The 25,182-nt window shown below is 45.5% G+C and carries 29 protein-coding genes; 15 read left to right on the top strand and 14 right to left on the bottom strand.

What is annotated here, in order from left to right; all coding sequences use genetic code 11:
- Positions 1-50 precede the first annotated feature (50 nt).
- From ACRD67_RS03225 to ACRD67_RS03180, 10 genes are all read left to right on the top strand, one after another.
- Positions 51-2,426 carry a heavy metal translocating P-type ATPase gene (locus ACRD67_RS03225; protein ID WP_430965597.1) on the top strand — a complete coding sequence of 792 codons (2,376 nt, stop codon included), beginning with the start codon at positions 51-53 and terminating at the stop codon, positions 2,424-2,426.
- Positions 2,427-2,479: 53 nt separating this feature from the next.
- A complete protein-coding gene (locus tag ACRD67_RS03220; protein ID WP_430965596.1) occupies positions 2,480-2,902 on the top strand; it encodes a DoxX family membrane protein in 423 nt (140 codons plus the stop codon).
- Between the two features lie 162 nt (positions 2,903-3,064).
- On the top strand, positions 3,065-3,259 hold the full coding sequence (gene ccoS, locus ACRD67_RS03215; protein WP_430965595.1) for a cbb3-type cytochrome oxidase assembly protein CcoS: 195 nt from the start codon (positions 3,065-3,067) through the stop codon (positions 3,257-3,259).
- Positions 3,260-3,269: 10 nt separating this feature from the next.
- Positions 3,270-5,471, top strand: a complete 2,202-nt coding sequence (gene ccoN, locus ACRD67_RS03210; RefSeq protein ID WP_430965594.1) for a cytochrome-c oxidase, cbb3-type subunit I — start codon at positions 3,270-3,272, stop codon at positions 5,469-5,471.
- A gap of 3 nt (positions 5,472-5,474) precedes the next feature.
- Positions 5,475-5,669, top strand: a complete 195-nt coding sequence (locus tag ACRD67_RS03205) for a CcoQ/FixQ family Cbb3-type cytochrome c oxidase assembly chaperone (protein ID WP_430965593.1) — start codon at positions 5,475-5,477, stop codon at positions 5,667-5,669.
- Positions 5,666-6,619 (top strand): cbb3-type cytochrome c oxidase N-terminal domain-containing protein, encoded by a 954-nt coding sequence (locus ACRD67_RS03200; RefSeq protein WP_430965592.1) that lies wholly within the window; start codon positions 5,666-5,668, stop codon positions 6,617-6,619. The genes ACRD67_RS03205 and ACRD67_RS03200 overlap by 4 nt, the downstream gene beginning before the upstream one ends.
- A 23-nt stretch (positions 6,620-6,642) precedes the next feature.
- On the top strand, positions 6,643-8,058 hold the full coding sequence (ccoG, locus tag ACRD67_RS03195) for a cytochrome c oxidase accessory protein CcoG (protein WP_430965591.1): 1,416 nt from the start codon (positions 6,643-6,645) through the stop codon (positions 8,056-8,058).
- An 18-nt stretch (positions 8,059-8,076) separates the two neighbouring features.
- Complete coding sequence (locus ACRD67_RS03190) at positions 8,077-8,523, top strand: FixH family protein (RefSeq protein WP_430965590.1); 447 nt, start codon at positions 8,077-8,079, stop codon at positions 8,521-8,523.
- A gap of 1 nt (position 8,524) precedes the next feature.
- Positions 8,525-9,229 carry a sulfite exporter TauE/SafE family protein gene (locus ACRD67_RS03185; RefSeq protein WP_430965589.1) on the top strand — a complete coding sequence of 235 codons (705 nt, stop codon included), beginning with the start codon at positions 8,525-8,527 and terminating at the stop codon, positions 9,227-9,229.
- A gap of 29 nt (positions 9,230-9,258) precedes the next feature.
- Positions 9,259-9,651, top strand: coding sequence for a group III truncated hemoglobin (locus ACRD67_RS03180; RefSeq protein ID WP_430965588.1), 393 nt, complete (start codon positions 9,259-9,261; stop codon positions 9,649-9,651).
- Between the two features lie 4 nt (positions 9,652-9,655).
- Here the strand turns inward: ACRD67_RS03180 and ACRD67_RS03175 are convergent, their stop codons facing one another.
- The 9 genes from ACRD67_RS03175 to ACRD67_RS03135 form a co-directional block, all read right to left on the bottom strand.
- A complete protein-coding gene (locus ACRD67_RS03175) occupies positions 9,656-10,438 on the bottom strand; it encodes an ABC transporter permease (protein ID WP_430965587.1) in 783 nt (260 codons plus the stop codon).
- The gene (locus tag ACRD67_RS03170) at positions 10,431-11,138 is read right to left on the bottom strand and encodes an ABC transporter ATP-binding protein (RefSeq protein ID WP_430965586.1); all 708 of its coding nucleotides are present in this window, start codon (positions 11,136-11,138) and stop codon (positions 10,431-10,433) included. The genes ACRD67_RS03175 and ACRD67_RS03170 overlap by 8 nt, the downstream gene beginning before the upstream one ends.
- Positions 11,135-12,373, bottom strand: coding sequence for a nitrous oxide reductase family maturation protein NosD (locus ACRD67_RS03165; protein WP_430965585.1), 1,239 nt, complete (start codon positions 12,371-12,373; stop codon positions 11,135-11,137). The genes ACRD67_RS03170 and ACRD67_RS03165 overlap by 4 nt, the downstream gene beginning before the upstream one ends.
- Positions 12,374-12,385: 12 nt before the next feature.
- Positions 12,386-12,679, bottom strand: coding sequence for a cupin domain-containing protein (locus tag ACRD67_RS03160; RefSeq protein WP_430965584.1), 294 nt, complete (start codon positions 12,677-12,679; stop codon positions 12,386-12,388).
- A complete protein-coding gene (locus ACRD67_RS03155; protein WP_430965583.1) occupies positions 12,660-13,139 on the bottom strand; it encodes a nitrous oxide reductase accessory protein NosL in 480 nt (159 codons plus the stop codon). Before ACRD67_RS03155 ends, ACRD67_RS03160 begins: the two co-directional genes overlap by 20 nt.
- Complete coding sequence (locus ACRD67_RS03150) at positions 13,129-13,728, bottom strand: hypothetical protein (RefSeq protein WP_430965582.1); 600 nt, start codon at positions 13,726-13,728, stop codon at positions 13,129-13,131. Before ACRD67_RS03150 ends, ACRD67_RS03155 begins: the two co-directional genes overlap by 11 nt.
- Before the next feature lie 105 nt (positions 13,729-13,833).
- The gene (gene nosZ / locus ACRD67_RS03145) at positions 13,834-15,795 is read right to left on the bottom strand and encodes a Sec-dependent nitrous-oxide reductase (protein ID WP_430965581.1); all 1,962 of its coding nucleotides are present in this window, start codon (positions 15,793-15,795) and stop codon (positions 13,834-13,836) included.
- 18 nt (positions 15,796-15,813) lie between these two features.
- Positions 15,814-16,389 carry a fasciclin domain-containing protein gene (locus tag ACRD67_RS03140; protein ID WP_430965580.1) on the bottom strand — a complete coding sequence of 192 codons (576 nt, stop codon included), beginning with the start codon at positions 16,387-16,389 and terminating at the stop codon, positions 15,814-15,816.
- Positions 16,390-16,416: 27 nt separating this feature from the next.
- Positions 16,417-16,926, bottom strand: coding sequence for a c-type cytochrome (locus ACRD67_RS03135; protein WP_430965579.1), 510 nt, complete (start codon positions 16,924-16,926; stop codon positions 16,417-16,419).
- Positions 16,927-17,049: 123 nt separating this feature from the next.
- On the opposite strand from ACRD67_RS03135, the gene ACRD67_RS03130 reads away from it, so the two are divergent.
- Complete coding sequence (locus ACRD67_RS03130) at positions 17,050-17,484, top strand: RrF2 family transcriptional regulator (protein WP_430965578.1); 435 nt, start codon at positions 17,050-17,052, stop codon at positions 17,482-17,484.
- A gap of 677 nt (positions 17,485-18,161) precedes the next feature.
- Here ACRD67_RS03130 and ACRD67_RS03125 read toward each other — a convergent pair.
- The 4 genes from ACRD67_RS03125 to ACRD67_RS03110 form a co-directional block, all read right to left on the bottom strand.
- Complete coding sequence (locus ACRD67_RS03125; RefSeq protein ID WP_430965577.1) at positions 18,162-18,983, bottom strand: universal stress protein; 822 nt, start codon at positions 18,981-18,983, stop codon at positions 18,162-18,164.
- Between the two features lie 25 nt (positions 18,984-19,008).
- A complete protein-coding gene (gene hemN, locus ACRD67_RS03120; protein WP_430965576.1) occupies positions 19,009-20,373 on the bottom strand; it encodes an oxygen-independent coproporphyrinogen III oxidase in 1,365 nt (454 codons plus the stop codon).
- A 139-nt stretch (positions 20,374-20,512) separates the two neighbouring features.
- Positions 20,513-21,331, bottom strand: coding sequence for a universal stress protein (locus ACRD67_RS03115; protein WP_430965575.1), 819 nt, complete (start codon positions 21,329-21,331; stop codon positions 20,513-20,515).
- 24 nt (positions 21,332-21,355) lie between these two features.
- Positions 21,356-21,655: an HPF/RaiA family ribosome-associated protein gene (locus ACRD67_RS03110; protein ID WP_430965574.1), complete on the bottom strand. Its 300-nt coding sequence runs from the start codon at positions 21,653-21,655 to the stop codon at positions 21,356-21,358.
- A 122-nt stretch (positions 21,656-21,777) separates the two neighbouring features.
- Between ACRD67_RS03110 and ACRD67_RS03105 the strand changes: the two genes are divergently transcribed.
- Entirely contained in the window at positions 21,778-22,230 is a 453-nt protein-coding gene (locus tag ACRD67_RS03105; RefSeq protein WP_430965573.1) for a DUF2267 domain-containing protein, read from the top strand.
- A 55-nt stretch (positions 22,231-22,285) separates the two neighbouring features.
- Here the strand turns inward: ACRD67_RS03105 and ACRD67_RS03100 are convergent, their stop codons facing one another.
- Entirely contained in the window at positions 22,286-22,918 is a 633-nt protein-coding gene (locus ACRD67_RS03100; protein ID WP_430965572.1) for a hypothetical protein, read from the bottom strand.
- A gap of 177 nt (positions 22,919-23,095) precedes the next feature.
- Between ACRD67_RS03100 and ACRD67_RS03095 the strand changes: the two genes are divergently transcribed.
- The 3 genes from ACRD67_RS03095 to ACRD67_RS03085 all read left to right on the top strand — a co-directional run bounded on the left by ACRD67_RS03095 (position 23,096) and on the right by ACRD67_RS03085 (position 25,149).
- Positions 23,096-23,725, top strand: coding sequence for a WG repeat-containing protein (locus ACRD67_RS03095; protein ID WP_430965571.1), 630 nt, complete (start codon positions 23,096-23,098; stop codon positions 23,723-23,725).
- 104 nt (positions 23,726-23,829) lie between these two features.
- Complete coding sequence (locus tag ACRD67_RS03090) at positions 23,830-24,597, top strand: GNAT family N-acetyltransferase (RefSeq protein ID WP_430965570.1); 768 nt, start codon at positions 23,830-23,832, stop codon at positions 24,595-24,597.
- Positions 24,598-24,660: 63 nt separating this feature from the next.
- Complete coding sequence (locus ACRD67_RS03085) at positions 24,661-25,149, top strand: hydrolase (protein WP_430965569.1); 489 nt, start codon at positions 24,661-24,663, stop codon at positions 25,147-25,149.
- The last annotated feature ends 33 nt before the right edge of the window (positions 25,150-25,182 follow it).

The raw sequence follows: 25,182 nt of genomic DNA, 5'->3' as shown, positions 1-25,182 counted from the left end.
TTTAGCAAGAAGTGGTTTGCACCTTTGCAGCAGGTAGTAAGCAAATGTGTATGGGAAAGATAGCCTGTTACCATTGTGGTGATGATTGCGGTAAAGTCCCCATTGAATTCGATGGAAAAAACTTCTGTTGCCATGGATGCCGAACGGTCTATGATATTTTTCAAAGTAATAACCTATCCTATTTTTATGAACTTCAATCGGCTGCTGGTGCTACTCCACAGGAGATTGAGGGAAAGTACGATTTTCTCGATACTGACGCTATTGTTGAAAGACTAGTTGAATTTAACAATGGAGACCATCAGATCATCAACCTATATATTCCGCAAATCCATTGCAGTTCCTGTATTTGGGTACTGGAAAACCTGAACAAGTTACACCCGGACGTCCTCAGTTCCCAAGTAGATTTTCCCCAAAAAAAAGTACGCATCAGCTACCGCTCCCAAGAGTTATCCCTTAAGGATCTGGTCCTCTTGCTTGCCCGGATAGGCTATGAACCCTATATCTCCTTGGAAGACTACGACCAGCCTACCAAAAAGGCGAACAGGAGCCTACTCTATAAATTGGGTGTGGCAGGCTTTGCCTTTGGCAATGTGATGTTCCTCTCCTTTCCCGAATATTTTGAGGTAGGAGAATATTGGTTGGAACAGTATAAGTCCCTCTTTAGATGGTTGATGTTCTTTTTCTCCGTCCCGGTGGTCTTTTATGCCGGCAGGGATTATTTGGTATCTGCGTACAAGGGCCTAAGGTCCAAATTATTGAATATAGACGTTCCCATCGCCCTGGGGATTTTAACCCTTTTTATTAGAAGCACCCTGGAAATTGCACTGGACCTGGGCACCGGATTTTTTGATAGTTTAACCGGTCTTATATTTTTTCTGCTGCTCGGGAAATTCTTTCAGCAAAAAACATATGGCTTCCTGTCCTTTGAGCGGGACTATAAATCGTACTTTCCCATTGCTGTCACCCGCATCCGAAAAAATAGAAAGGAAGAGACCGTGGAGGTCTATGCCATTGCACCGGGAGATCGCCTGCTCATTCGAAACGGGGAACTTATTCCGGCAGATGGGATCCTTATCACGGGAAATGCCCAGATCGATTATAGTTTTGTTACCGGAGAATCCGAAGTACTCAAAAAAGAATCGGGCGACAGGGTTTTTGCCGGAGGTAAGCAAATGCATGGTCCCATTGAGATAGAAGTATTAAAAGCCGTATCGCAAAGTCACCTTACCCAACTCTGGGGCAATTCTGTCTTTCAAAAAGACCGCCACAGCCGCTTCCGCACCCTTACAGACAGTATCGGAAAACATTTTACCCTGGCCGTATTGGCCATTGCCTTTGCGGCCACTACCTTTTGGCTCTTTATCGACAGTAGTATGGCCGTGAACGTGTTCACTGCGGTCCTGATCATTGCGTGCCCATGTGCCATTGCGCTGGCATCGCCTTTTACCCTGGGCAATATGTTACGCATTTTCGGGCGAAGGAAGTTTTACCTGAAGGACACCCAGACCGTAGAACAATTGGCTTTGGTAGATACCGCCATATTTGATAAGACCGGAACGCTGACCACCACCCAAAAAAGTAAGGTCTCCTACCAAGGTGTCACTTTGAACCCAGAGGAACAGAGGCTCTTGGCCAATACCCTCCGGGCATCCAATCATCCGTTGAGCAGGGCCCTGTACGAGCTTTTGGCGGAGCACAATATCATGACCCTGGACGACTATCAAGAACATTTGGGCAAAGGCGTGAAGGGGGTCAAAGGCCAAAGTGAAATGAAAGTTGGCTCACCGGACTTTGTGGGCCATTCGGATGAAAAAATTTCCGAAAACACCTCGGTGCATATTAGCAGCAATGATACCTATAAAGGGTATTACGTGTTTCAAAACCAATATCGGGAGGGGATTACCGCCGTTTTTAATACCCTGGATAAAACACTGGATCTGGCCGTACTGTCCGGGGACAATGCAGGTGAGAAATCAAGGCTGCAGGAACTCTTGCCCCAGCTTACCCCGCTTTACTTTGATCAAACCCCCCAGGAAAAGTTAGACTTTATCGCCTCTTTGCAGGAACAAGGCAAAAAAGTACTCATGGTGGGTGACGGTCTAAATGACGCTGGCGCATTGGCCCAAAGTGATGTAGGTATTGCGGTATCCGAAAACGTGAACGTATTTTCACCGGCCTGTGATGGTATTTTGGATGCTTCCAAGTTCAAGGAACTCCCCAACTACATCGCCGCGTCCAAGAAAGCGATGAAGATCATTAAGCTTAGCTTTGCGCTCTCCCTGCTCTATAATGTTGTAGGGCTGTATTTTGCGGTCACCGGCCAGTTGATGCCGGTCATAGCCGCCATATTGATGCCCCTGAGTTCGATCAGTATCGTACTTTTCACCACCTTGGCCACTAACCTACTGGGAAGAAAATTAAATTAATAAATACCACACCCAATGATTTTGACTACTTTGGTGGGCTTTAAGAAATTGCCATGCAACTCATAAAACGAATTTACCGCAACAACCTCTTGGCCATTAGCATTGGGCTGGTATACCTGTGGTTCGGCACCTTAAAGTTCTTCCCGCACCTTAGTCCGGCCGAAGGATTGGCCAAGGACACCATAGATCAACTGAGTTTTGGTTTTATCCCTCCGGATATTTCCATCCTGCTCTTGGCATTGCTCGAGGTGGGTATAGGTCTTTTTTTGATCTTGAACTTATTTCGCAAAACGATCATTATCATTGCGCTCTTCCATATGGCCTTTACCTTTGCGCCCTTGATCCTCTTTAGCGAGCAGTCCTTCAATTATGCCCCTATAGTGCCAACGCTCTTGGGGCAGTATATCGGAAAAAACCTGATTATAGTAGGGGCACTGTTGTCTCTGCTCCCAGAAAAAAAACGTATCTCCGCTTAAGTTTTCAGGTAGAACTCCCTTGCCATGCCCCTTCTGTAAACTACAAATCCTGTGGCCATTTGTAGGCCCTTTTTTTATTGTCATTTTTTTAGGAATAATATGACAAATGTCATTTTATGCATGCTGCTTCGAGCGTAGTTTTACCCCCAAATTCAGGTAGGTATGAGTGTCATTTATGTGTTGTTGACCATCAGCATAGTAGTTGCCATCGTCTTTTTTATTGCCTTTATCCTTTCTGTACGGAGCGGACAGTATGACGATGCCTATACCCCTTCTATACGCATGTTGTTCGAGGATGAACTGGTGAAGGAAGGCCTGGATTCAGAAGAACCGGAACAGGAAAATCAATCGAACTAAATACACGACTATGGAAGTACAACAGTTTTACTACGATAACAAGATCGTAAAGAAGTTCCTCTACGCCACCTTATTTTGGGGAATTATTGGGATGCTGGTAGGGCTGCTATTGGCATTTATGTTTTTATTTCCCAACGTAACCGACGGCATTTCTTGGCTGAGTTTTGGTCGCCTTAGGCCCTTGCACACCAATGCGGTCATTTTTGCGTTCGTAGGAAATGCCATTTTTGCCGGGGTCTATTATTCCACCCAGCGCCTGCTCAAGGCTCGTATGTTCAGCGATGCCCTTAGTAATTTCAACTTCTGGGGCTGGCAGGCCATTATAGTGGCGGCCGCCATTACCTTGCCCTTAGGGTATACCACCTCCAAGGAATATGCAGAGCTAGAATGGCCCATAGACCTTGCCATTGCGCTGGTATGGGTAGCCTTTGGATGGAACCTTATCGGCACCATGATCAAAAGAAGACAGCGACATTTATACGTGGCCATCTGGTTTTACTTGGCCACCTTCGTTACCGTTGCCGTACTCCATATCTTTAACAGCTTGGAGCTTCCGGTGAGCGCCCTTAAAAGTTATTCGGTTTATGCCGGGGTACAGGATGCCCTGGTGCAGTGGTGGTATGGACACAATGCCGTGGCCTTCTTCCTCACCACGCCCTTTCTGGGACTTATGTATTATTTTGTGCCCAAGGCCGCCAATAGGCCAGTATATTCCTATCGCCTGTCCATCGTTCACTTTTGGTCATTGATTTTCATCTATATCTGGGCAGGACCGCACCATTTGTTGTACTCATCCCTGCCCGACTGGGCCCAAAATTTGGGTGTGGCCTTTTCCATAATGCTTATTGCTCCCTCCTGGGGAGGTATGATCAACGGATTGTTGACGCTGCGGGGAGCCTGGGACAAGGTTCGCACCAGTCCGGTACTCAAATTCATGGTCGTGGCTATTACGGGATATGGTATGGCCACTTTTGAAGGGCCCATGCTTTCGCTTAAAAACGTAAACGCCATTGCCCACTTTAGCGATTGGATCATTGCACACGTACACGTAGGTGCATTGGCCTGGAACGGTTTCCTTACGTTTGGAATGGTCTACTGGTTGGTGCCCAAAATGTTCAAAACACGCCTTCACTCCAGGCCCATGGCCAACTTTCACTTCTGGATCGGCACGCTAGGTATTATCCTGTACGCGCTGCCCATGTACGTGGCCGGATTTACGCAGGCCCTCATGTGGAAAGATTTTAACCCAGATGGAACTTTGGTATACGGTAACTTCCTGGAAACCGTAAATGAGATTATCCCCATGTACTGGATGCGTGCCATTGGCGGTAGCCTTTACATTGTTGGATTCATCGTAATGCTTTACAATATAGTGCTCACCGTACGCTCTGGCAGCAAGGTAGAGGATGAACTGGCCGAAGCTGCAGCCCTTACACGGGTGTCCAAGAAAAGGACGCTTGGGGAAACCTTCCATACCTGGTTGGAGCGTAAGCCCATTCAGCTTACCATTTTGGCCACGGTAGCCATTTTGATAGGCGGTATCATCCAGATCGTACCGACCATCCTGGTCAAATCCAACATCCCCACGATTACCAGTGTAACCCCCTACACTCCCTTGGAGCTGGAAGGCCGTGATCTTTATATCCGTGAAGGATGCGTTGGCTGCCATTCCCAAATGGTACGTCCTTTCCGCAGTGAGGTGGAACGTTATGGTGAATATTCCAAGGCAGGGGAATTCGTATACGATCATCCTTTCTTATGGGGAAGCAAACGAACGGGGCCAGATTTGCATAGAATAGGCGGCAAGTATTCGGATAGCTGGCACCTGAACCATATGTACGATCCCCAGAGTACTTCATCGGGGTCCATTATGCCAGCCTACCAATGGTTGGTACGCAACGAACTTGACCGAAGCGACATTACCGCAAAAATGGAAGCCATGGTTACCCTGGGTGTTCCCTACACCAACGAAGATATTGCCAATGCCGAGGCCAACATGGATGCACAGGGCCTGAAAATAGAGCAGAACCTGTATTCGGATCCCGACTTTGCCAAGGGTTATGAAGAGGACAAAAAGTTTGCCCAGGAGAACGGACAGCCCTTTGTGGAAATGAGGAATCGTGAAATTGTGGCCCTGATTGCCTATCTGCAACGTTTGGGCACCGATATTAAGATAAAGGAAACAGAAGAAATCATTTCAAAAAACCAATAGGTCATGCTAAAATTTGTTAAAAATCATATGGAGAGTATAGAGGGCATTGCCACCTATCCCATGATATCCTTATTGATCTTTTTTGTCTTTTTCGCATTGCTTTTCTGGTGGGTCTTTACCGCAAGCAAGGCATATATAAAGGAGGTAAGCAACCTTCCGTTAGAGGAGAATAACCAAAATAAACCAGAAACGTTATGAAAAATATGTCACCTTGGTGGATACGTATCCCCCTAATTTTCTTTGTCGTATTTGCGCTTATGGAGTACTTCATAGACTCCGGCGAAAAACCGGCAATTATTGAATACCCCATTACCCAACTTTTCCTGTTTCTGGTACTAATGATACTGATCGCCATAGAGCTGATCTTAAAATCCATTGAAAACGTTATGTTCCAAACGCTTTCGGACGAGGCCAAGGAACGCTATTTGGCCTCCAAAGCGAAAGGCTGGGAATGGAGCTGGGGCAAAAGAATGTACCAAAAGCTTTTGGGCTCCAAACCTCTTGAGCAGGAAGGCGAAATTATCCTGGACCACAACTATGACGGTATTCGCGAATTGGACAACAAACTGCCGCCCTGGTGGGTCTATATGTTCTATATCACCATCATTTTTGGTGTGGTGTACCTGGTCCGGTTCCATATCTTCAACGATTATGACCAGGATCTGGAATACGACCGTGAGGTAGCAGCGGCCCAATTGGCGATCGAAGAGTACAAAAAGACTGCAAAAGACCTAGTGGATGCCAACACTGTGGAAGTGTTGACGGATGCTTCGGATATTGCGGCCGGGAAGAAAATCTTTACGGAAAAATGCGTGGTGTGCCATATGGCCGACGGCGGGGGGGGCATTGGTCCCAACCTGACCGACCAATATTGGATTCTGGGCGGGGGCATCAAAAATGTCTTCAATACCATTTCCGAAGGTGGTCGCGACGGCAAGGGGATGGTATCTTGGAAACAAACACTTAAGCCAGCGGAAATGGCGCAAGTGGCCAGTTATCTATTGACCTTTCAAGGGACCACGGCTGCTGATCCAAAGGCTCCGGAAGGAGACATCTGGGTAGACGAAAACGCGCCAACGGAAACACCGCCAGCGGAAGAGGTTCCCGAGCAGGAAACCGATTCCACCACAGTAGCCCTCAACCAATAAGGGTTTATAATTGAACTTAGGTAATGGCAATGGACGAAAACTTTAGGGATTCCATAGGTACGATCAATGAAGAGGGAAAACGGGCATGGATATTTCCCAAAAAACCCAGTGGCCGTTTTTATGAGTACCGCAAATGGGTCAGTTATGCGCTCTTGCTGTTCCTGTTCGCCTCCCCCTTTATAAAGGTCAATGGCCATCAATTTTTGATGTTCAATGTCCTGGAGCGCCGTTTCAACATTTTTGGGCTCCCGTTCTGGCCACAGGATTTTCATCTTTTTGTAATTTCCATGATATCGGGGGTCATTTTTGTGGCCTTGTTTACCGTGGCCTTTGGTCGCATCTTTTGCGGTTGGATGTGCCCACAGACCATTTTTATGGAAATGGTGTTCCGAAGGATAGAGTATTGGATCGATGGTGATCGCGGGGCCCAGATCCGTTTGGACCGGCAAGCTTGGAACGGTGAAAAAATACGGAAGCGCGTCCTTAAATGGAGCGTTTTCTTTGTGATTTCCTTTATTATCGCCAATGTCTTCCTGGCCTACCTGATCGGAAGCGACAGGCTGATCCGTTATATCACGGACGGCCCTCTGCAGCATATAAGCACGCTGGTATCCTTGCTCATTTTTACGGCCGTTTTCTATTTTGTATTTGCTTGGTTCAGGGAGCAAGTATGTATTATTGCCTGTCCCTACGGAAGGATGCAGGGCGTACTGCTGGACAATAAATCGGTGGTGGTAGCCTACGACCACAAACGAGGCGAAGGGGAAAGCGGAAGAAAGAAATTTCGAAAAAACGAAGATCGGGAAGCCTTGGGCCATGGTGACTGTATCGACTGTTTCCAATGTGTAAACGTATGCCCCACGGGCATAGACATCCGCAATGGAACACAGTTGGAATGTGTTAACTGCACCGCCTGTATTGACGAGTGCGATGCCATTATGGAAAAGGTAAACCTTCCCAAGGGCCTCATCCGTTATGCCAGTGAGGACAATATTGAAAAAAAGGCGAAATTTACCTTCACCCCTCGATTAAAGGGATATACGGCCGTATTGACCATTCTGATCGGGGTGCTTGTGGGCATGCTCTTTTTACGGAACGATCTCGAGGCCAATATTCTACGTTTACCGGGTCAGTTGTACGAGCGAAAAGCGGGAAACATCATCAGCAATGTGTATACCTATAAGCTGGTGAACAAAACGACCAAGGACGTAGCCGATGTGAGTTTTGAACTGCTCTCACATCCCGGAACCATCAGTTTGGTAACGCATGAGCACTTTACGGTCCTGGCCGAGGAACTGGCCGAGGGGACCTTGTTTATAGAGATCAACAACGCCGCACTTAATGGGGATAAGGACAAGTTAAGAATAGGCGTGTACAGTGGTGACCAACTCATAGAGACTACCACGGCCGCCTTTTTGGCTCCTAGAAGTTATAAGTGACACACTTAAAAAAACAATATGAAACTAAATTGGGGTACAGGAATTGTTATTGCATTTATAGCCTTTATAGGCTTCATCCTGTTTTTTGTTGTACGGATGAGCACCGATGATAGGGTCAACCACGATTTGGTCACGGAAGGGTATTACAAGGCAGAACTGGCCTATCAGAAAGAAATAGACGCCGAGAAGAATGCCAAGGCCCTCTCGGAACAAATCAGGATAAACAAGACATCCGAAGGGCTTTTAATCGCGTTTCCCAAAGAAATGGAAGCGCAACGGCCCAATGGCATGGTGTCCCTTTACAGACCGTCCAATAAGCACTTGGATTTTGACTTACCCATAAGTCTGTCCAATTCACATTTGCTCATACCTGACAAACGCTTGTTGGATGGTCGCTGGGACATCAAAATTAGTTGGCAGTATCAGGGAAAGGACTATTTGCACAAAGAAAGTATACGTTATTGAGATGTTGGTATCCGCATTGGTATTAGGTTTGCTGGGAAGTTTGCACTGCGTGGGCATGTGTGGGCCCATTGCCCTTTTGTTGCCGGTAGATCGGACCAATGGTCTTAGGAAATTCACACAAATTTTTAGTTACCATTTTGGCAGGGCCTCTGCCTATGCGCTTATGGGCCTGGTCTTTGGTTTTTTGGGGAAAGGACTGTATGTCTTTGGACTGCAACAAAAATTGTCGCTCATCATTGGGATCATCATGATCTTAGTAGTGCTCCTGCCCTATTCCATTGCCCGCAAACACAGTTTGTCCAAACCCATCTATGGGGTAATTTCCCGTGTTAAAAGTAAACTGGGCACCCAGCTTCAAAAGAAAACGGCCGATACCTTTTTGACCATAGGTTTTCTCAACGGATTTCTTCCGTGCGGTTTGGTCTATATGGCACTTTTCGGGGCAGTGGCCATGGGAAATCCTGCAGAGGGAGCACTATATATGGCGTTGTTTGGCCTTGGTACCGTACCTTTGATGACCGCTGCCATTTATTTTAGTGGCATGCTAAAACATGCCGCGAAAAGAAAAATTCAAAAACTGATTCCCGTCTTTGTCATTATCATAGGCGCCTTATTTGTCCTAAGGGGGTTGGGACTGGGAATTCCCTATATCTCCCCCAAACCTGTTGTTGAACTGGTCTCCTCCGATCTGGAATGCCATAATTAATTACCTTCGTTCCCATAAAAGCTATTCTCTTGCCATCAAAAACAGACATAAAAGACCGAGAAGATGTTTCCCTTTTAGTACGCACGTTCTATACCGATATTAGGGCACATGACCTTTTGGGGCCCATCTTTAATCGTATTATTGCGGATTGGGAGCAGCACTTGGAACTCCTGACCGATTTCTGGGAGTCGCAACTGTTCCTAAAGCGAAAATACACGGGCAATCCTGTGGCTGCCCATCAGGAAGTGGATGATAAAGTGAACCAGACCATTACTCCCGAACATTTTGGATTGTGGCTTAACCTATGGTACCAGACCATTGATTCACTTTTTGAGGGGGAAGTTGCCTGGATCGCAAAGAACAGGGCCCAAAAAATGTCCACCATGTTGTACATGAAAATTTTTGAACACCGGCAGGGGTAGCCTTCTAAAAATCCTTTCTTTTGGACTTTCGGTAAATATTATAGGTAGGCAGTAGAAACCAAATCGCAAGTGCCGAGAACGATAATACCAGACCCCAGGCCGTTCCAAAAAACTTTTGGAATACCGCCCCGGTATACCCCAAAAGGGCAGAGATATCGAGCTTTAACAGAATAAGGATGCGAGACAGGTCAATGGGGTTCAACATGGTTGCTCCTAGGGAAAAGGTATCCAAAGGATAGGCTTCAAAAATAATGAGCGACATTAGGAAAAGCCCATCATAGATGACGGCCATAAACAACCAGAGCAAAATGGCATAACTGAATCCTTTGATCTTATTTTCGTGGTACAGCGCAATGTTAAAAGCCAAAGCGGTGAAGATAAGGGTCAGAAAAATACCTGTGACCAAGAGCAATGAAAAGTCCCAAATAGCATCGGACCTCAGGAGTCCATAAAAAATAAAGGGAAGTCCCAAACCGATAATCAGGCTCATGGAGAGCGACAGGGCGACGCCCAAATACTGCCCTAAAAAAATGGACGATCTTCGTATGGGCTGGGCCAAAAGAAGTTCGGTAAACTCCTTGGAGCTATAGTAGTACATAACCCCGAATATGGTGCCGATCAGGGGTACCAATACAATAATGACATTCATCAGGGTAATGACGGCTTTGGAGAGGTCGTTATTCAGGAATAAGAGAACAATGCCCAGCAAGAGATAGAACAGGAGGTAGACGTAACTCCAGCGGCTCCGCACGAGGTCGTAAAAACTGTATTTTAAAATTTTAAGCATTGTTTTCTTTTAACAGGGTTGCAATGGCATGTTGAAAATCATTTTGTTGGGTCTTTTCCATCAGGGCAGCGATATTTCCCTTAAAGTATACGCGCCCCTCCAGAAGGAAGACGATCTCTTCGGCCACCTCTTCCACAAAACCCATGATATGCGAAGTAATCAGAATGGTCTTTCCCTTCTCCCTTTCCTTGTGTATAAGCTCCTTTAAATACAACATGGCCACAGGGTCCAGGCCTGCCGTTGGCTCATCGAGGATGATAAGGGGACTGTTGAACATAAAGGCCAATACCAAGTTGACCTTTTGCTTGGTTCCCCCGGAAAGGTTCCCCAATCTTTTGTCCAGAAAAGGCTCCAAATGAAAGGCCTCTACAAGAGGTGCATCATTGCCCTGTTGACCTCTTAAATTTTTGATCATCCGAATAAGTTCGGCCACGGTCAGATTGCCCGGAAAGTTGGCTATCTGTGGCAAATAATCGATTTGACGTCTATACTTCCAGTTATTCCTTACAGCGCTATTGTCTACCAAGATATCCCCGCTATTGGGAATCACCATTCCAAGGATGCATTTGATCAAGGTGGTCTTGCCAGAGCCATTGGGGCCAAGGACCGCAAAAATACCCCCCTTGCCAATATCCAGGTCAATTCCTTTAAGGACCTGGTTTTTACCAAAACGTTTGTGTAAATCTTTGATCGCTATCATCGGTTCCGTTTCATTAGGGGATGGGGGTCCAACAAGTTATCGGGTGTAAAGACCGGGGATACCTTCTCGGAAAAATCTATAATATCAATAAAGAGGCTTCGCATCAAGATAATGGTTTCCGGGGTACGGTTTACTACATAGGAAAAAAGTTTTACAGGACGATAGGGCACGTCCCCAATACCGTCCTTGTCCAAGTCGTACCCCGTGTATTTACTCCAGTAATTCTGATCAAACTGGTTATCGTTGATCTTGCTGTTATACGAAACATCAAAAGAATTGTGCAGGAAATTATTTTTTATAAAATTGTTGGTGTAACAGGCGCCTCGGACCTTAATGGCCCAACCGTTGTTGTTGAAGTCATTTTTTCTGTAGGTGACCCGATTAGACCCCTCAATGCTTATACCGATGGTATTCTTTTCAAAGTTGTTCCCCACAATCTCTGCGTCGTTTATCTCCTTTAGCAGAAGGCCGTAGGAGGCCGTACCCCAATTTTTCTTAAAGGTGTTGTTGAGCATCTTGATGCGCTTGGAGAACATTACAGCCACCCCTGCCCCATTGTTTTCAAAGACGTTTTCCTCATAGAGATCGTCATTGGAAAACATAAAATGCAGCCCATACCGAAGGTTGTTGGTACTGGTGTTGCGTTTTATGCTGCAATTGTTGGCAAATTCCAAATAGATACCATCCCTGACATGGGTAATGTAGTTGTCCTCAATAACTACATTTTGCGAATACCAAAGTTGAATGCCATTGCCCGAACTGTGCTCATTGACCGCATCACCAATGATCCTATTGTACAACACTTGGCCATGGCTAGACTTTTCCAGATATATCCCAAAGAACAATTTTTCGAGCACCAAATTTTTGATCAGAAAGTTTTTGCTCTTTACAATCCGTACCGCGGCGTAATCCCTGGTATAGCTTGTTCCCACATTAACGAGGAACAGTCCGTCCAAGGTGACGTTATCGGCGGTTACCCTAATGATCTCCCCCTTTCTTTGCCCATCTATTTTAGGATATCCTTCCCCTAAGAGTGTCAGCGGTTTATCTATCAGGATATCGTATTCGTTGTACGTACCCTTTTTAATCAACAAGGTGTCAAAATCCGAGGCTAGGGCAATGCCTTCCTTTATCGTCCTTATCTCACAACTATTACAAACCGTTATGGTCCTGGCCGATACGGTTAGTCCGGTCAGAAGATATGCAGTGAGTAAAAGAAGTTTGGCAGAGTTCATCCTTCCAGGGGTTTATCTAATGATCAAAAATTTGGCATTTTCTATGGCCTTTACAGCATGTAGTTTTTCGGCCGGGAAGTTGAATGTTTGATGTTTTCGTAATGGGTATTCCCGATCATTTATGTAAAACAAGACCTGGCCCTCCAACATTACAAGGAAGGCATCGCGCGGTGAGCTATGCTCTGGGAACTCCTTTCCTTCTTCCAAGCTAATTGCCAAAACTTCGGTTGGGGCATTGAAAAAGAGTTTTTCCACTTTCAAATTGGAGCATTCCAATTCATCAATTTTATGGGAGGTCTGGTACATGCTTACTATTTAGTTTTGATAGAATTTCTTTCCAGGTATATAGCTGCCCGCCTTCCTTGGCCTTGATCCGTTCCCCTTCGGCCCTATCTTCAAAGGCTGTTAAAAAAGCACCCATGGGACTAGGCAGGTTTTCGCTGATCAGGAAGCTGGCCTTGGTGGCGTCTATGAACGCTTCCGGCCTTTCGTAATGATTGACCAGAAATAGGGATATCGTGGCGGTATCGGTCTCCTTGAGCTGATTTATCATACATTCTACGGCATCGAACTTGAACACCTTGCCTTTTTCGGTAACGATTTCCGCTCCATGGATCTTGTCAACAATCGTCATACTACAAAAATGGCATCCGTCGGTTCCGTACGCTATCTTCTCCGGCTGTGGTACGCAGGCCGACAAAAACAGGAGTAATGGAATCAAAAAAACCAACAGTGCCTTTCCTTTACCTTGCATCTTATTTCGCATTTATGGGTTTTGCTTCCCGCTTTCCGACAAAGTAGGCCGCCAGCTGACATAACATCCCCAAGCCTAGGAAATAGGCCCCCAACTGCGGATAGGAATGGGCTTTAAAATTTAAAATGTCCTTGGAGCCGAACAATGGGGGCTGAAAGCCCATGACCGAACCATCCGGGTTGGTGAATTTCATGATGGCCTTGGGATCCAGATTGTGTCCGTAATCGTGCTCCCAGAGGTAAAAATCGTATAGGCCGGCACTGCTCAGGAGCACCATGAAAATGAACCATCCCAAAAACCATTTATAGCGCCCTTTAAAGGCAAGAATTAGCCCTATAATGGAGGTGATGATTATTCCGGCGGGAAATATCTTGAATTCCGGTATGGCATCGGGAATGTACTTCATTCCCACGTAGTGGTTCATTAAGTTAATGTTCTTTATATCGTGCGGATTGGCATCCGCAAAGTCATTGATATAAATGTCCATGCCCAATGGAATAGGATATTGCGGAGCTTCCAAGGTAATGTTCCAAAGGGGAAACACGAACAGGAATAGGGGCAATAAAGCTCCACACAGCATTAAAATCCGTGATTTTTTCATGTGTAACAATTAAAGGGTTCGTAAAGGCGGGAGGGGATTCCTCCCGCCGTTCATGAGGGAACCCCACTAACAAGGCTCCCTCGAAAACACATAGTCAAAGTTAATCTAATCTTCACCCAAGGACCATGTAAGGGGAGTATCGGATGAAGCCGGTGACACCCTAACATAACCTTGCATTTCTTGGTGCAGCGCTGAGCAGAAATCCGTGCAATAGAAGGGCCATACCCCTACTTGTTTCGGTTCCCACACAAAGGTTTCCGTTTGTCCGGGCATGATCAATAATTCGGAGGTGTTGGCGCCTATTATACTTATACCATGAGGCACATCATAATCCTGCTCCAAATTGGTGACGTGGAAATACACCTTATCACCCACTTTAATACCCTCTATATTGTCAGGGTTAAAATGACTGCGTATCATGGTCATATATATACGTACTTCATTTCCGTTCCTTTCGATTCGCACACCGGCGTCGGACTGAACTCCATAGGGGTGCTTGTTCTCCTCGAGCTTAAAGATCTTTTTGGAGTTTGCCTTTATGATATCGGCAGGAATACCAGCGGCATAATGCGGCTCTCCTACTGTTGGGAAGTCCAACAGCAATTCCATTTTCTCCCCGGAAATATCGTAAAGCTGGGCAGATTGGGTTACCTCTGGTCCGGTGGGAAGATAGCGGTCCTTGGTAATTTTGTTCATGGCCAATACATATTTGCCGAATGGTTTTCTCGAGTTTCCACCGGGAATCATCAAATGCCCCACGGAATAATAGGTGGGTTTCCTATCAATGACCTCCCAGGTCCCTACTTTCCATTTTACCACTTCGGAGGAAATGAAGAAGGTGGTATAGCCGTTGCCCTTGCCGTCAAATTCGGTATGCAGGGGCCCAAGACCGGCTTGTGATACCGTTCCGGCCAGTACATCCTCGAACTTCAAAATAGGGATGCCATAGGCCTCACCATCGAACTTTTCGCCTTCAATGGCTTGGATCATCTTGCTAAATGAGTGTACCGTTAAATCGGCCGACAGTTTTCCATTTCCCACGATATACTCCCCTGTGGGGTCTACATCACAACCATGTGGTGATTTAGGTGTGGGAAGTAAATAGACCAATCCGGGCAGTTCCGAGGCATCGAGTATCCGTACTTCCTTTTTCATGGTAGAAGTGGCCATATGGGTAGACTCGTCATATACATTGTGCGCGTAATTGGCAGGCATGGTTTTGAATTTTCCTTCCTTGATATATTCTTCGGCCTTTTTCCAGTTGACGGCAGCGATGAAATCCTTGTCGTTTTGGGAGGCATTGACCTCCATTAAGGTATGGGACTCCTCCGAATTATAGGTAGAGAAGAACATCCATCCATGGGAAGCACCCCTCCCCGGGTGTGCCAAATCATAATCGAAGCCTGGCATCAAAATTTGAAAGGCCACGTCCATATGCCCTTCCTCTGGGTCCACACTGACAAAGGACAGCGAGCCTTTGAAATTTCCCTTATATTCCTTAATGGACATATCTTGCTGTGGAATGGGTACCGAAAAGCGTGTTCCGGCCACCACATATTCCGTATTCTCGGTAACGAAGGAGGAGCTGTGGTTCCCCGCGCTGTTGGGGATTTCAATAATTTCGGTCGTTTCAAAGGTGGTCAGATCAATTTTTGCAATACGCGGGGTATTGTTCCCGTTGATGAACACCCAACGTCCGTCCAATTCGCCATTGGTCTGTGAAATGTCCGGATGGTGCGAATCGTCCCAAGGGATAAATCCATGTGAGGTGTTGAGCATGGGCTTGGTCTCCTCATTGTATCCCCAAGCTTTCTCCGCATCCTGTGAAAACACAGGTATGACCTTGAACAAACGGCCCGAGGGCAGACCGTACACGGCTAGCTGTCCGCTGAATCCTCCAGAAACAAAGGCGTAGAATTCATCGTGTTCCCCAGGGGCCACATATACCTTTTCGGCGACGTTGGAAGCCAGGGCCCCACTGTCTGCCGACTTGCCGGCATTGTTGCAACTTGCCGCCAGAAGTACGACCAGGGAAGCAATAAAAGTAGTTTTAATCCTATTTCTCATGATATCAAATTTTAGTGTTTATTCGGATGGTGGTAGCAATACTTTATCTATGACATGTACAATACCGTTTCCGGCGGGTACGCTGGCCACAATTCTGGCCTCGCCTATATAGACTTCGTCCCCATCAACGGTAACAGCAACATCTACCCCGTTGGATTGCCCCAATTTTTTAAACTTTTTCAGAAAGTCCTTGGAATAGTTCCCAGGGGTTACGTGGTATTTTAGGATGTTGGCCAAAGCGGCTTTGTTTTCTGGTTTTAGCAGGTTCTCCACGGTACCTTCGGGCAGCGCGTCAAAAGCTGCATTGGTCGGCGCAAAGACCATTAAGGGTCCGGCATTTACCAGGGCATTTTCCAATTCGGCGGCTTGTACTGCGGCTACCAAAGTGGTATGGTCCTCAGATCCAATGGCAATGTTGAGTACGTTGGGACGCGATTCATCGTCAGTGATGAAGGCCTGTCCTTGTTTTTTGGTGTTTTCGATCACCGTTGATTCCGTGTCCGTAGTGGTATCCATTTGCTTCTTGTCTGTCTTACAGCTCAGAACCAACAAGATGGATAACGCTACCATAAGTGAGTTGGCAATTGTTTTCATAATTATATGGTATTTAGTTCTGTTCCATTATTTTAAGGTTCTAAAATATTCCAGGATGGCCCGTGCCTCTTCTTCGTTCAGACTTTGATTGGCCATAGGAGATCCGTTGTGTTCTATCAACAATTCCTTGGCCAAAGGATCTTCCTTTACCATTCTTTCCGGGTCCAGGATCATGTTCATGATCCATTCCGGGGTTCGGCGCTCAAGAATCTTTTCCGGAGCGGGTCCAATAAATTTTTTGTGAGGTCGATGGCAGGCTGTGCAGTTGACCTTAAACAGCTCGGCACCCTTGGCGACCAGATCGTCATCGATTTCCGCTGGCAGCACCAATTCGGTAATCGCACCCACACCTTTGTTGGTAAGATCCACTCTTTTTGATGGAGGAACCTTATCCGTATTGGTCTCGGCTGTAGACGTTTCGGTCTTTTCAGTTTTTGTTTTTTGGATGGTAAAGCTTTCCTGTTTCTTTTCTTTTCCCCCACAGCCAACTAGGCCTAAAACAATCAACGTTAGCACTAATTTAATCCCTGTATTCATTCCTGGTTATTTTAAAGATTCGGGTCAAATGTAGGTTTGGAAGGCAACGAATAAAATGACAAATGTCATATTTAAGACAATAATATCTTTTATTCTTTGTATTTGTAATTCCAATAGCATATCATGTTTTCCATATCTTCCAAATACGCCATAAAAGCAGTGCTGTACCTGGCACTTTACTCTGACGAAGACCATAAGATCATGGCAAAGGACATTAGCAAATCCATCAACGTTCCGCAGGCGTATCTGGCGAAATTGTTGCAGGAGCTTTCCAGAAGAAACATCATCTCCTCCACTAGGGGGCCCAAAGGCGGATTTTATTTGAGCGATGCGGACCGAAACCAGTCCCTGATTGCCATTGTGGACGTCATTGATGGGGTCGATAAACTAAAAACCTGTTTGTTGAGCATTAAAAATTGTAACGAAAAACGACCTTGCCCCCTGCATGGACTGATGGCGCCGTCGCGGCTAGTATTTCTCAACGGTCTGGAAAACAAAACCTTGGGAGAGCTTTCCGCTGATATCAAGGCCGGAAGGTCTTATTTGCCCTTTGCTTGACAGATAATCCATCCGTACTTATAGTTCGACTACCACACTATGAGCGAACAGGCAATAGCGATTGGCATCCTACCCTTCCGTTAACAAAGCGAGGTGCCTATTTGGAATTACGAATGTTGAATTGCGCATGTTGAATTACGAATGTTGAACAGCACATTTAACACCGTCGACCACTCACCGAATATTGCCCATTGATAATTGTTTATTGTTAATTGTTCATTGTTCATTGTTCATTGTTCACTGCCCACGGTTCTCGATACGATCTTCAACCGCGTGCCAAACCGGGACCTCATCCAGATCACTCGAACTGATGTGGATTTTTCGCTAGGCTTCAGGGAAGAGGGAATAGCGATGTGTGGTGATTTGGAGGTCAGAAATTAGCAGTACCGGCGACAACGGCCGACTGCCAACCGAAAACCAATATCCATCAACCACTCACCGAATATTGCCCATTGATAGTTGTTTATTGTTCATTGCTTATTGTTCACTGTTTACTGACGTGGTTTTATGACTCTTCCGTCCGCAGACGCTGTTTGAAATTACGATTTAAGAAGGCTGAACCGAGCACTGCGCACTGCCAACTGTTCACCGTCAACCATTAACTAGCTATCACCAACAAACAAGGGGAGCCATAAATGGTCCCCCCTTGCTTCAACTACATAATTAACCAACTAAATTCAAATTTTAAAGGTTATCACCGGGATTTTGGCATGGTTGGCGATATCCTCGCCAATGCTTCCCATAAAAAAGTGGGAAAGTCCCTTGCGCCCATGGGTAGGTATCCCGATCAAGTCTGCCCCAGCATTCTCGCTATAGTTCAGGATGCCCTTTTCCACGCTGTAATCGTTGTAGATTTCCACTTCCAAGCCTTCTCCGGCCATATCCATGAAATGGGATATGCGCTTATAGCTATCTGCCGTACTGAGAAAATTATCGCCCGGGGTATTCACAAAGATCAGGTTTAATTTTGCCGAAAGTTTATCTGCAAAAGCCTTGGCTTTCTGAAAGGCGATAAGGCTTTCCTCCTTAAAATCGCATGCAAATACAAAACGTTCAATCTTAAAATCGTCAATGTCGTCTTTCACCACCAAAACCGGAATATTGGCATTCCGTACAACTTTTTCCGCGTTTGAGCCCACGAAAATCTCTTTGAGTCCGTCTATACCGTGCGAACCCATGACGACCAAATCCGCATCGTGTTTTTCCGCAATATCGTTCAACTCGGCGAACACCTTGTAATGTTTAATGACCGGCGTAAGGCGTACCCCTTTTAAGTAGGGCTTGTCCAAGAATTTGTTGAATCGTTGTTCCGCCAGTTTCAAAAGAAACATCATCTGTTCTTGTTGGAAACCTTCGGAGGAGGATATCAGGGTACTGGAAAGCTCCAGCATATGGAGCGCAAAAACCTCCGAATCGTATTTTTTGGCCAGAGAAGCGGCCACCTTTAGGGCGTATTCCGATTGTTCTGAGAAATCTAGGGGTACTATTATTTTTTTCATGGTGTATCTTTTTGAATTGATGGGGTTAAACAGTCATTGAAAATAGTTTGGTCTCCGGTTTGTTGTGCTGTAGATACAGGTCAAACGCCATACATACATTACGGACAAAAGGTCTTCCCTTTTCAGAAATGGTAATGCTGTCCGAATCTATTTTTAAAAGTCCGTCCTGCTCCATTTCCTTCAGCTTTGGGAGTACCTCTTGCAGGCCTTCGAACCACAGTTCCGAATGGTCCCAGGAGGTGTAAAACTTGCACATAAGATTAAGAATATGTTTTCGGATTTTTATATCCTCTTCACTGAGAATATGGCCCCTATAAACCGGAATAACATCGTTCTCCAACAAATTTTGATACTCCTCGATACCTTTAACGTTTTGGGCAAAACCATACCAACTATCGCTGATTGCGGAAGCGCCAAGTCCGACCATGAGCTGCGTTTTTGATTCGGTATAGCCCATGAAGTTTCTATGAAGTCTTCCTTCTTCCATGGATAGGTACAGCCCGTCGGTTTCCAGGGCAAAGTGGTCCATCCCTATTTCACGGTATCCGGCCTGCGCCAGTAGGTCCTTTCCTGTTTCATACTGTTCACGTTTTTCCACGGCACTGGGCAAATCGGTTTCTTTGAATCCCCGTTGTCCGTTGCCTTTGAGCCAGGGTACGTGGGCATAGCTATAGAAAGCCAGGCGATCCGGTCTCAGTTGTTTGGTTTTCTCAATGGTCGCTTTTATATGTTCCAACTGTTGTAGTGGCAATCCAAAAATAATATCGTGCCCTATGGAAGTGTATCCGATTTCCCGAGCCGCATCGGTCACGTTTTTCACGGCCTCAAAAGGTTGTATTCTGTGAATGGCCCTTTGTACCTTTTCATCGTAGTCCTGTACCCCAAAACTTACCCTTCTGAACCCAAGTTCGTAAAGTACTTTCAAATGCTCACGGGTGGTGTTGTTCGGATGTCCTTCAAAACCAAACTGATGGTCATCGGCCAAGGTAGCATGCCTTGTGATACCATGCATCAGGAGCTTTAAGTTTTCTGGTGAAAAAAAGGTTGGGGTTCCGCCCCCTAAATGGAGCTCCTTGATCTTGGGCCGCGCTTCGAAAAGATTACAGTACAGCCGCCATTCCTTGAGTACGGCCCGTATATAGGGAACCTCAACATTGTGGCGTTTGGTAATCCGTTTATGACATCCGCAAAAAGTGCACATACTTTCGCAGAAAGGTAGGTGTATGTACAGGCTTATACCCTCTCTTTCATTGCTTTCCCCAAAGCTGCGTTTCACCGTTTCTTTCCATCTCCTTCCAGAAAAGACCTCCCTGTCCCAATATGGTACGGTGGGATAACTGGTATACCGTGGCCCAGGTACGTTGTATTTCTGCACTAAGGATGAACTCATAAGCTTTTCGCTTTGCTGTCAAAATTAAACGGCCCTTGGCTCTTAAAACATGACAAAAGTCAGGTAACGATAACTTTGTGTCCTTGGAAAGTGCCGATGGTGAAGTCCATAATATTCAACCATTTCCATGGAAGGTGCATTACATTTTAAAGGTCACCACAGGTCTCTTGGAATGGTTGGCAATATCCTCCCCGATACTGCCGATCAGAAAATGGGCCAGGCCTTTGCGCCCATGCGTTGCTATCGCAATGATATCGGCATCCATTTTTTCGGCATAATGTAGCAGGCCCTGCTCTACACTGTAATCGTCATAAATGACAACTTCCCTGTTTATTCCCGTGTTCTGCATAAAACGGGAGGTTTTTTCTTCTATTTCCCTAGTGCTCAGGAAATGATACCCTGGTAAGTTGATATAGACCATATGCAGTTGGGCACCAAAGGCATCGGCGAAATCCCTGGCCTTCCGGTAGGTAGCTACGCTTTCATCCTTATAGTGCCAGGCCATGACCATTTTATTGAAGGTAAAATTGGGCATGCGCTCTTTGATGACCAATACGGGAAGTTCCGAGCTCCTCACCACCTTTTCCGTATTGGAACCTACAAATACATCACTAAGGCCACTGATTCCATGGGAGCCCATGACAATAAGGTCTGTTCCCTGTTCTTTGGCCACCGTATTGATCTCACTGAAGATCTTGTAGTTTTGAACCAGTTGGGTGACCCTAATGCCGCGGAGATATTCCCGATCCAAAAAGGCCGCGAACTTTTTCTTGGCCAATTTCATATAATAGTGTGCCTCCTCGTACTCCTGCGACTCGTCCTTGGTCAATACAGCCTGTGAAAGCCCCATCATATGGAGCACCACAATTTCGCCATCCTGCAATCGGGCAAGTGTAGCGGCGACCTCCAGGGCATAGGCCGAATGTTCGGAAAAATCTACCGGTACCAATAGTTTCATGTTTCTTTTAATTTTCGGATACCTTTAATATCCCTTAAAAACTTCCTTCCGTTTTCTCAGCTGCCTTTCCAGATCTTTAAGCGTCTCGGCCGACGCCTTTTCAAAGTTGTTCTCCTTGGACCGGGCAAAAATCCTGGGCCCGGGAACACTCAATTCCATTTCACATATTTTTCCCAGATCGGCGGGGTCGTTCTCGAGCTTAAAAAACACCTGGGTCCTAATGATCCAAGGATATTTTTTGGACAATTTCATCAACTTTTCGGTAACCCTATTGCTGAGCGATTCACTGGATAACATTCGTACATATTGAATTTCTATGGTCATACCACCTTTTTTTTGTTGTTCCTTCCAAAATTAGGACAGTGCTTCAGTACCAAAAATGACTAATATCATTTCCGGCATGCTTTTAATTGACCATCTTTATTTCTCATCAAAAAAATAACCTTATGGCACTTAACTTCAATCAATATGCGACGGAAGGAAACACTTTTCTAAAGGCATACACCAAGGAAATGGATTTTGGCGACAATAGGGAAAAGGCAGGAAGAATACTGTCCTCTGTGCTGCATGCACTACGGGATATTATCTCTACGGAGGAATCCCTACAGTTTATTGCCCAACTGCCTATGTTCCTCAAAGCGGTATACGTGAACGGATGGAGAATTAACAAAAAGAGGCCCAGGGTAAAACGTATGGCCGACTTTATCGACCTGGTACGCCATCACGATGGTGCAGCCGCGGTAAACGATTTTGAATACAGCGATGAGGTTGCTGAAACCTATATCAACGCTACCTTTACCTACCTTGGAAAATATGTCTCTCCGGGAGAAATGCAAGATATTCGGGACGGACTCCCAAAAGATCTTAAGCGCATGATCTATTCGACCATCAGGTATTAAGAAATGAAACCTTATCTTCCTTCACCTCTAAGGTAATTTTTCTACACCTACCTTTTTAGAGAGCATCTATCAATCCCTCTTGTTCCAATTGTTGGATGATTTTTTCTACATAATCATCGACGGTTGAGGTAATGTTCCGAGGATTAACGATGTCAAAAGATCCCACCCACACCAAAGATTTGTTTTCATCGGCCTTGATATCGTATAGGGAAGTCTCTACATGGTATACCTTATAATCGTCATAATAGCCCGGGTGGTAATATACGTCCTGGTACCTGAAGTAGTAACGCCCAAAGCGCTGCCAATTATAGCGTACGGTGTAATACCCCCTGGTATAACTTCGGTTTTCATCTACCCCCTTCACGGCCGTGATCATGACCGCATCAAAACCATCTGCTGAAAGTTCGGCAATCATCGCATTGATTTCTTCCTGACTTTTTTTGGATTCCGTGAAGGATCCGTCCAAAAATATACTGCTTTCTTCGGCCTTGATGTTGCGTCTAGTTAATGCAGTTTTAAGTTCTTGCTCAAAAATCTTACGTGCGGTCAGGTTATCTGTCATGCCAATCACCAATAATTTATCGGGTTGCAGTGCGCTTACCTCACTGTTTTTCCAACTATCCACAAATCTTGTCGAGGAGCAGGAGGTCAAGACCAAAATGATGGCCCAAAGGAGTATCCGTTTCATGGTTCAAAAATTTAGGACATAAAACTAGAAGCTCACGGGCGTACAAACAATGATCAATATCATGACCTATTTCCTGTCCTTCCCTTGATTCCCAAATCGACTGACAATTATCATTTTAAAGGCAAGACCCGCACAGTACCTTTGCGGGTAGATGATAATTACTTAAAACTTACTAAAATGAGAAAACTTCGGACAGTATTAGCAATAATTTTGGTGTTTCCATTTTTCCTTAATGCCCAAACAGTTGAGGGCATAGACGAAATAGCACCTTTCAGTGAAGGATTGGCCGCTGTACGAAAGGGAAGCCAGTGGGGCTTTATCGATACCGCGGGAAAACTTGTAGTCGATTTTAGATCAGATCTGGTTTGGGATAAGGACACGGAAACCGCCACGGCCAGAATCAAAGGCATACCCTATCCCTCCTTCAAGGATGGAAGATGTTTAGTCATGAAAATGGAGGATGAAATACCCCTTTACGGATTCATCGATACCAAGGGTAAGCTTGCTATAGAACATCAGTTCCTGAACGTAGCACCTTTTAATGAAGGATATACCACCGGCGTGGTCTTTGACAGGGTCTTTCGAGGCAACAACGAGTTTAAGCTCAAAATCTATGATTACAAATTCCATGACGTTTTGATGGACACTTCCGGGGAAATCGTTGAATTCTTTGATAGACGCTACAATATACAGCTTACCAAAAGGAGGTATGAACTTCCCAGCATAAATGCCAAAATGCTTTCCAAAGACCTAGTGGCCCTCAAAGGCAAGGGCGAGGGTTGGGACATACGTAAACTGGAATTGTAGGTCAGAAGTGCGACAAAACCGGGATAAATCAATTGTTGTCGGCCAGGAACCCTTGCCTACCTGGCGTTTCACCCTATAAACATACCCTCTTAAAAAGCCTAAACATGCATACCACCACCATTATCGAAGTAACACCCGAAAACGTCCGGGAAGAAACGCTCTTTTGCGTAAAGGACCTGACCAATCCGGGATTTAAGAGCAAAGAAAAATGGTTTGGGAAACGATATAGGGAAGGGCTCCGGATGAAAATACTAAAGGAGTCGGGGGGCAAATCGATCGGCTTTATAGAATATGTGCCTGCCTCCAAGGCCTGGCGCCCGGTACAGGCAGAAAACTATATGTTTATTCACTGCATGTACGTATACGCCAAAAAAGACAGGGAAAAAGGCTACGGATCTCTGTTGATAAAGGCCTGCGAAAAGGAGGCGAAGCAAAGGCAAATGGCAGGTGTATGTGTCATGGCGAGCAAGGGCGCATGGATTGCCAGCGACCTGATCTTCATAAAAAACGGTTTTGACGAGGTAGATCAAAAGGGAAGGTTTCAGTTGTTGGCCAAGACTTGGGACACTGCCGTTCCCGCTCCCAAACTCTTGGATTGGACCACTCAACAAAAGCAGTACACCGGATGGCATCTGGTCTATGCGGATCAATGTCCTTGGCACGAAAAATCGGTGGAAGCGCTTTTACACGTAGCACATGATTATGAGATCGATCTAAAAATAACCAAGCTGAATTCTCCTGAAGTGGCCAAAAATGCACCTTCGGGTTATGGTGTTTTTAGTCTGTTGCATGACGGAAAATTGATCGAGGACCATTATTTAAGCGCTACCCGTTTTAAAAACATTTTAAAAAAGGAACTGGGCCAAAACTAGGGGTTGCAAATCAAAATCCTTTTGTTTGTTGTCCTACTGCCCGGTTTACTATAATTATAGTTAATGAAACAGCAAGAAGAAATATGTTGTCCAGTATTTGATTTGGAAAAATGGAACGAAAAAACCTTCAATTGGGACCATAAAAAATTCCTCAAGGCCACCGTGCCCACATTTTTTCACATTCCGTTGTCGCCCATGATAGGTAACCGAATAAAGAAACTGATGAAACTTGCGGAATCGTCCAACGTACTACCGCAAAATAAGGAAGACGTTTTACTATTGTTCACCGATCCGCATGCCTTTAAGTCCGAAATCTATCTTTCCGTGACCGCAGATATTCCCAAGGCAAGAAATGCTGCACTTAGTGGTACTTTTTTAGGGAAGGTATTCGATGGTGCCTACAGCGATATTCCAAAATTCATGAGGCAAATGGAACGTTTTTTAGAGGGCAAGCACGAAAAGGCCGAAAAATATTATGTGCACTACGCGTATTGTCCCAAATGTGCCAAGAAATACGGACACAACTATATGGTGCTCTTTGCCCAGGTCTAGCCCTAATCCGCAATTCATTTGCTTGTAAGTCTT

The sequence above is a fragment of the Eudoraea algarum genome (assembly GCF_050589645.1).
Taxonomy (GTDB): domain Bacteria; phylum Bacteroidota; class Bacteroidia; order Flavobacteriales; family Flavobacteriaceae; genus JBNGOQ01.
Note: the sequence above shows the minus strand (reverse complement) of the source record. Positions and strands in the feature narration are given on the sequence as shown.

What these genes read in the sequence shown, in the direction of transcription:
- ACRD67_RS03225 (WP_430965597.1), top strand. Translation starts at nt 51, where the DNA reads ATGGGAAAGATAGCCTGTTACCATTGTGGTGATGATTGCGGTAAAGTC.
- ACRD67_RS03220 (WP_430965596.1), top strand. Translation starts at nt 2,480, where the DNA reads ATGCAACTCATAAAACGAATTTACCGCAACAACCTCTTGGCCATTAGC.
- ccoS (WP_430965595.1), top strand. Translation starts at nt 3,065, where the DNA reads ATGAGTGTCATTTATGTGTTGTTGACCATCAGCATAGTAGTTGCCATC.
- ccoN (WP_430965594.1), top strand. Translation starts at nt 3,270, where the DNA reads ATGGAAGTACAACAGTTTTACTACGATAACAAGATCGTAAAGAAGTTC.
- ACRD67_RS03205 (WP_430965593.1), top strand. Translation starts at nt 5,475, where the DNA reads ATGCTAAAATTTGTTAAAAATCATATGGAGAGTATAGAGGGCATTGCC.
- ACRD67_RS03200 (WP_430965592.1), top strand. Translation starts at nt 5,666, where the DNA reads ATGAAAAATATGTCACCTTGGTGGATACGTATCCCCCTAATTTTCTTT.
- ccoG (WP_430965591.1), top strand. Translation starts at nt 6,643, where the DNA reads ATGGCAATGGACGAAAACTTTAGGGATTCCATAGGTACGATCAATGAA.
- ACRD67_RS03190 (WP_430965590.1), top strand. Translation starts at nt 8,077, where the DNA reads ATGAAACTAAATTGGGGTACAGGAATTGTTATTGCATTTATAGCCTTT.
- ACRD67_RS03185 (WP_430965589.1), top strand. Translation starts at nt 8,525, where the DNA reads ATGTTGGTATCCGCATTGGTATTAGGTTTGCTGGGAAGTTTGCACTGC.
- ACRD67_RS03175 (WP_430965587.1), bottom strand. Translation starts at nt 10,438, where the DNA reads ATGCTTAAAATTTTAAAATACAGTTTTTACGACCTCGTGCGGAGCCGC.
- ACRD67_RS03170 (WP_430965586.1), bottom strand. Translation starts at nt 11,138, where the DNA reads ATGATAGCGATCAAAGATTTACACAAACGTTTTGGTAAAAACCAGGTC.
- ACRD67_RS03165 (WP_430965585.1), bottom strand. Translation starts at nt 12,373, where the DNA reads ATGAACTCTGCCAAACTTCTTTTACTCACTGCATATCTTCTGACCGGA.
- ACRD67_RS03160 (WP_430965584.1), bottom strand. Translation starts at nt 12,679, where the DNA reads ATGTACCAGACCTCCCATAAAATTGATGAATTGGAATGCTCCAATTTG.
- ACRD67_RS03155 (WP_430965583.1), bottom strand. Translation starts at nt 13,139, where the DNA reads ATGCGAAATAAGATGCAAGGTAAAGGAAAGGCACTGTTGGTTTTTTTG.
- ACRD67_RS03150 (WP_430965582.1), bottom strand. Translation starts at nt 13,728, where the DNA reads ATGAAAAAATCACGGATTTTAATGCTGTGTGGAGCTTTATTGCCCCTA.
- nosZ (WP_430965581.1), bottom strand. Translation starts at nt 15,795, where the DNA reads ATGAGAAATAGGATTAAAACTACTTTTATTGCTTCCCTGGTCGTACTT.
- ACRD67_RS03140 (WP_430965580.1), bottom strand. Translation starts at nt 16,389, where the DNA reads ATGAAAACAATTGCCAACTCACTTATGGTAGCGTTATCCATCTTGTTG.
- ACRD67_RS03135 (WP_430965579.1), bottom strand. Translation starts at nt 16,926, where the DNA reads ATGAATACAGGGATTAAATTAGTGCTAACGTTGATTGTTTTAGGCCTA.
- ACRD67_RS03130 (WP_430965578.1), top strand. Translation starts at nt 17,050, where the DNA reads ATGTTTTCCATATCTTCCAAATACGCCATAAAAGCAGTGCTGTACCTG.
- ACRD67_RS03125 (WP_430965577.1), bottom strand. Translation starts at nt 18,983, where the DNA reads ATGAAAAAAATAATAGTACCCCTAGATTTCTCAGAACAATCGGAATAC.
- hemN (WP_430965576.1), bottom strand. Translation starts at nt 20,373, where the DNA reads ATGAGTTCATCCTTAGTGCAGAAATACAACGTACCTGGGCCACGGTAT.
- ACRD67_RS03115 (WP_430965575.1), bottom strand. Translation starts at nt 21,331, where the DNA reads ATGAAACTATTGGTACCGGTAGATTTTTCCGAACATTCGGCCTATGCC.
- ACRD67_RS03110 (WP_430965574.1), bottom strand. Translation starts at nt 21,655, where the DNA reads ATGACCATAGAAATTCAATATGTACGAATGTTATCCAGTGAATCGCTC.
- ACRD67_RS03105 (WP_430965573.1), top strand. Translation starts at nt 21,778, where the DNA reads ATGGCACTTAACTTCAATCAATATGCGACGGAAGGAAACACTTTTCTA.
- ACRD67_RS03100 (WP_430965572.1), bottom strand. Translation starts at nt 22,918, where the DNA reads ATGAAACGGATACTCCTTTGGGCCATCATTTTGGTCTTGACCTCCTGC.
- ACRD67_RS03095 (WP_430965571.1), top strand. Translation starts at nt 23,096, where the DNA reads ATGAGAAAACTTCGGACAGTATTAGCAATAATTTTGGTGTTTCCATTT.
- ACRD67_RS03090 (WP_430965570.1), top strand. Translation starts at nt 23,830, where the DNA reads ATGCATACCACCACCATTATCGAAGTAACACCCGAAAACGTCCGGGAA.
- ACRD67_RS03085 (WP_430965569.1), top strand. Translation starts at nt 24,661, where the DNA reads ATGAAACAGCAAGAAGAAATATGTTGTCCAGTATTTGATTTGGAAAAA.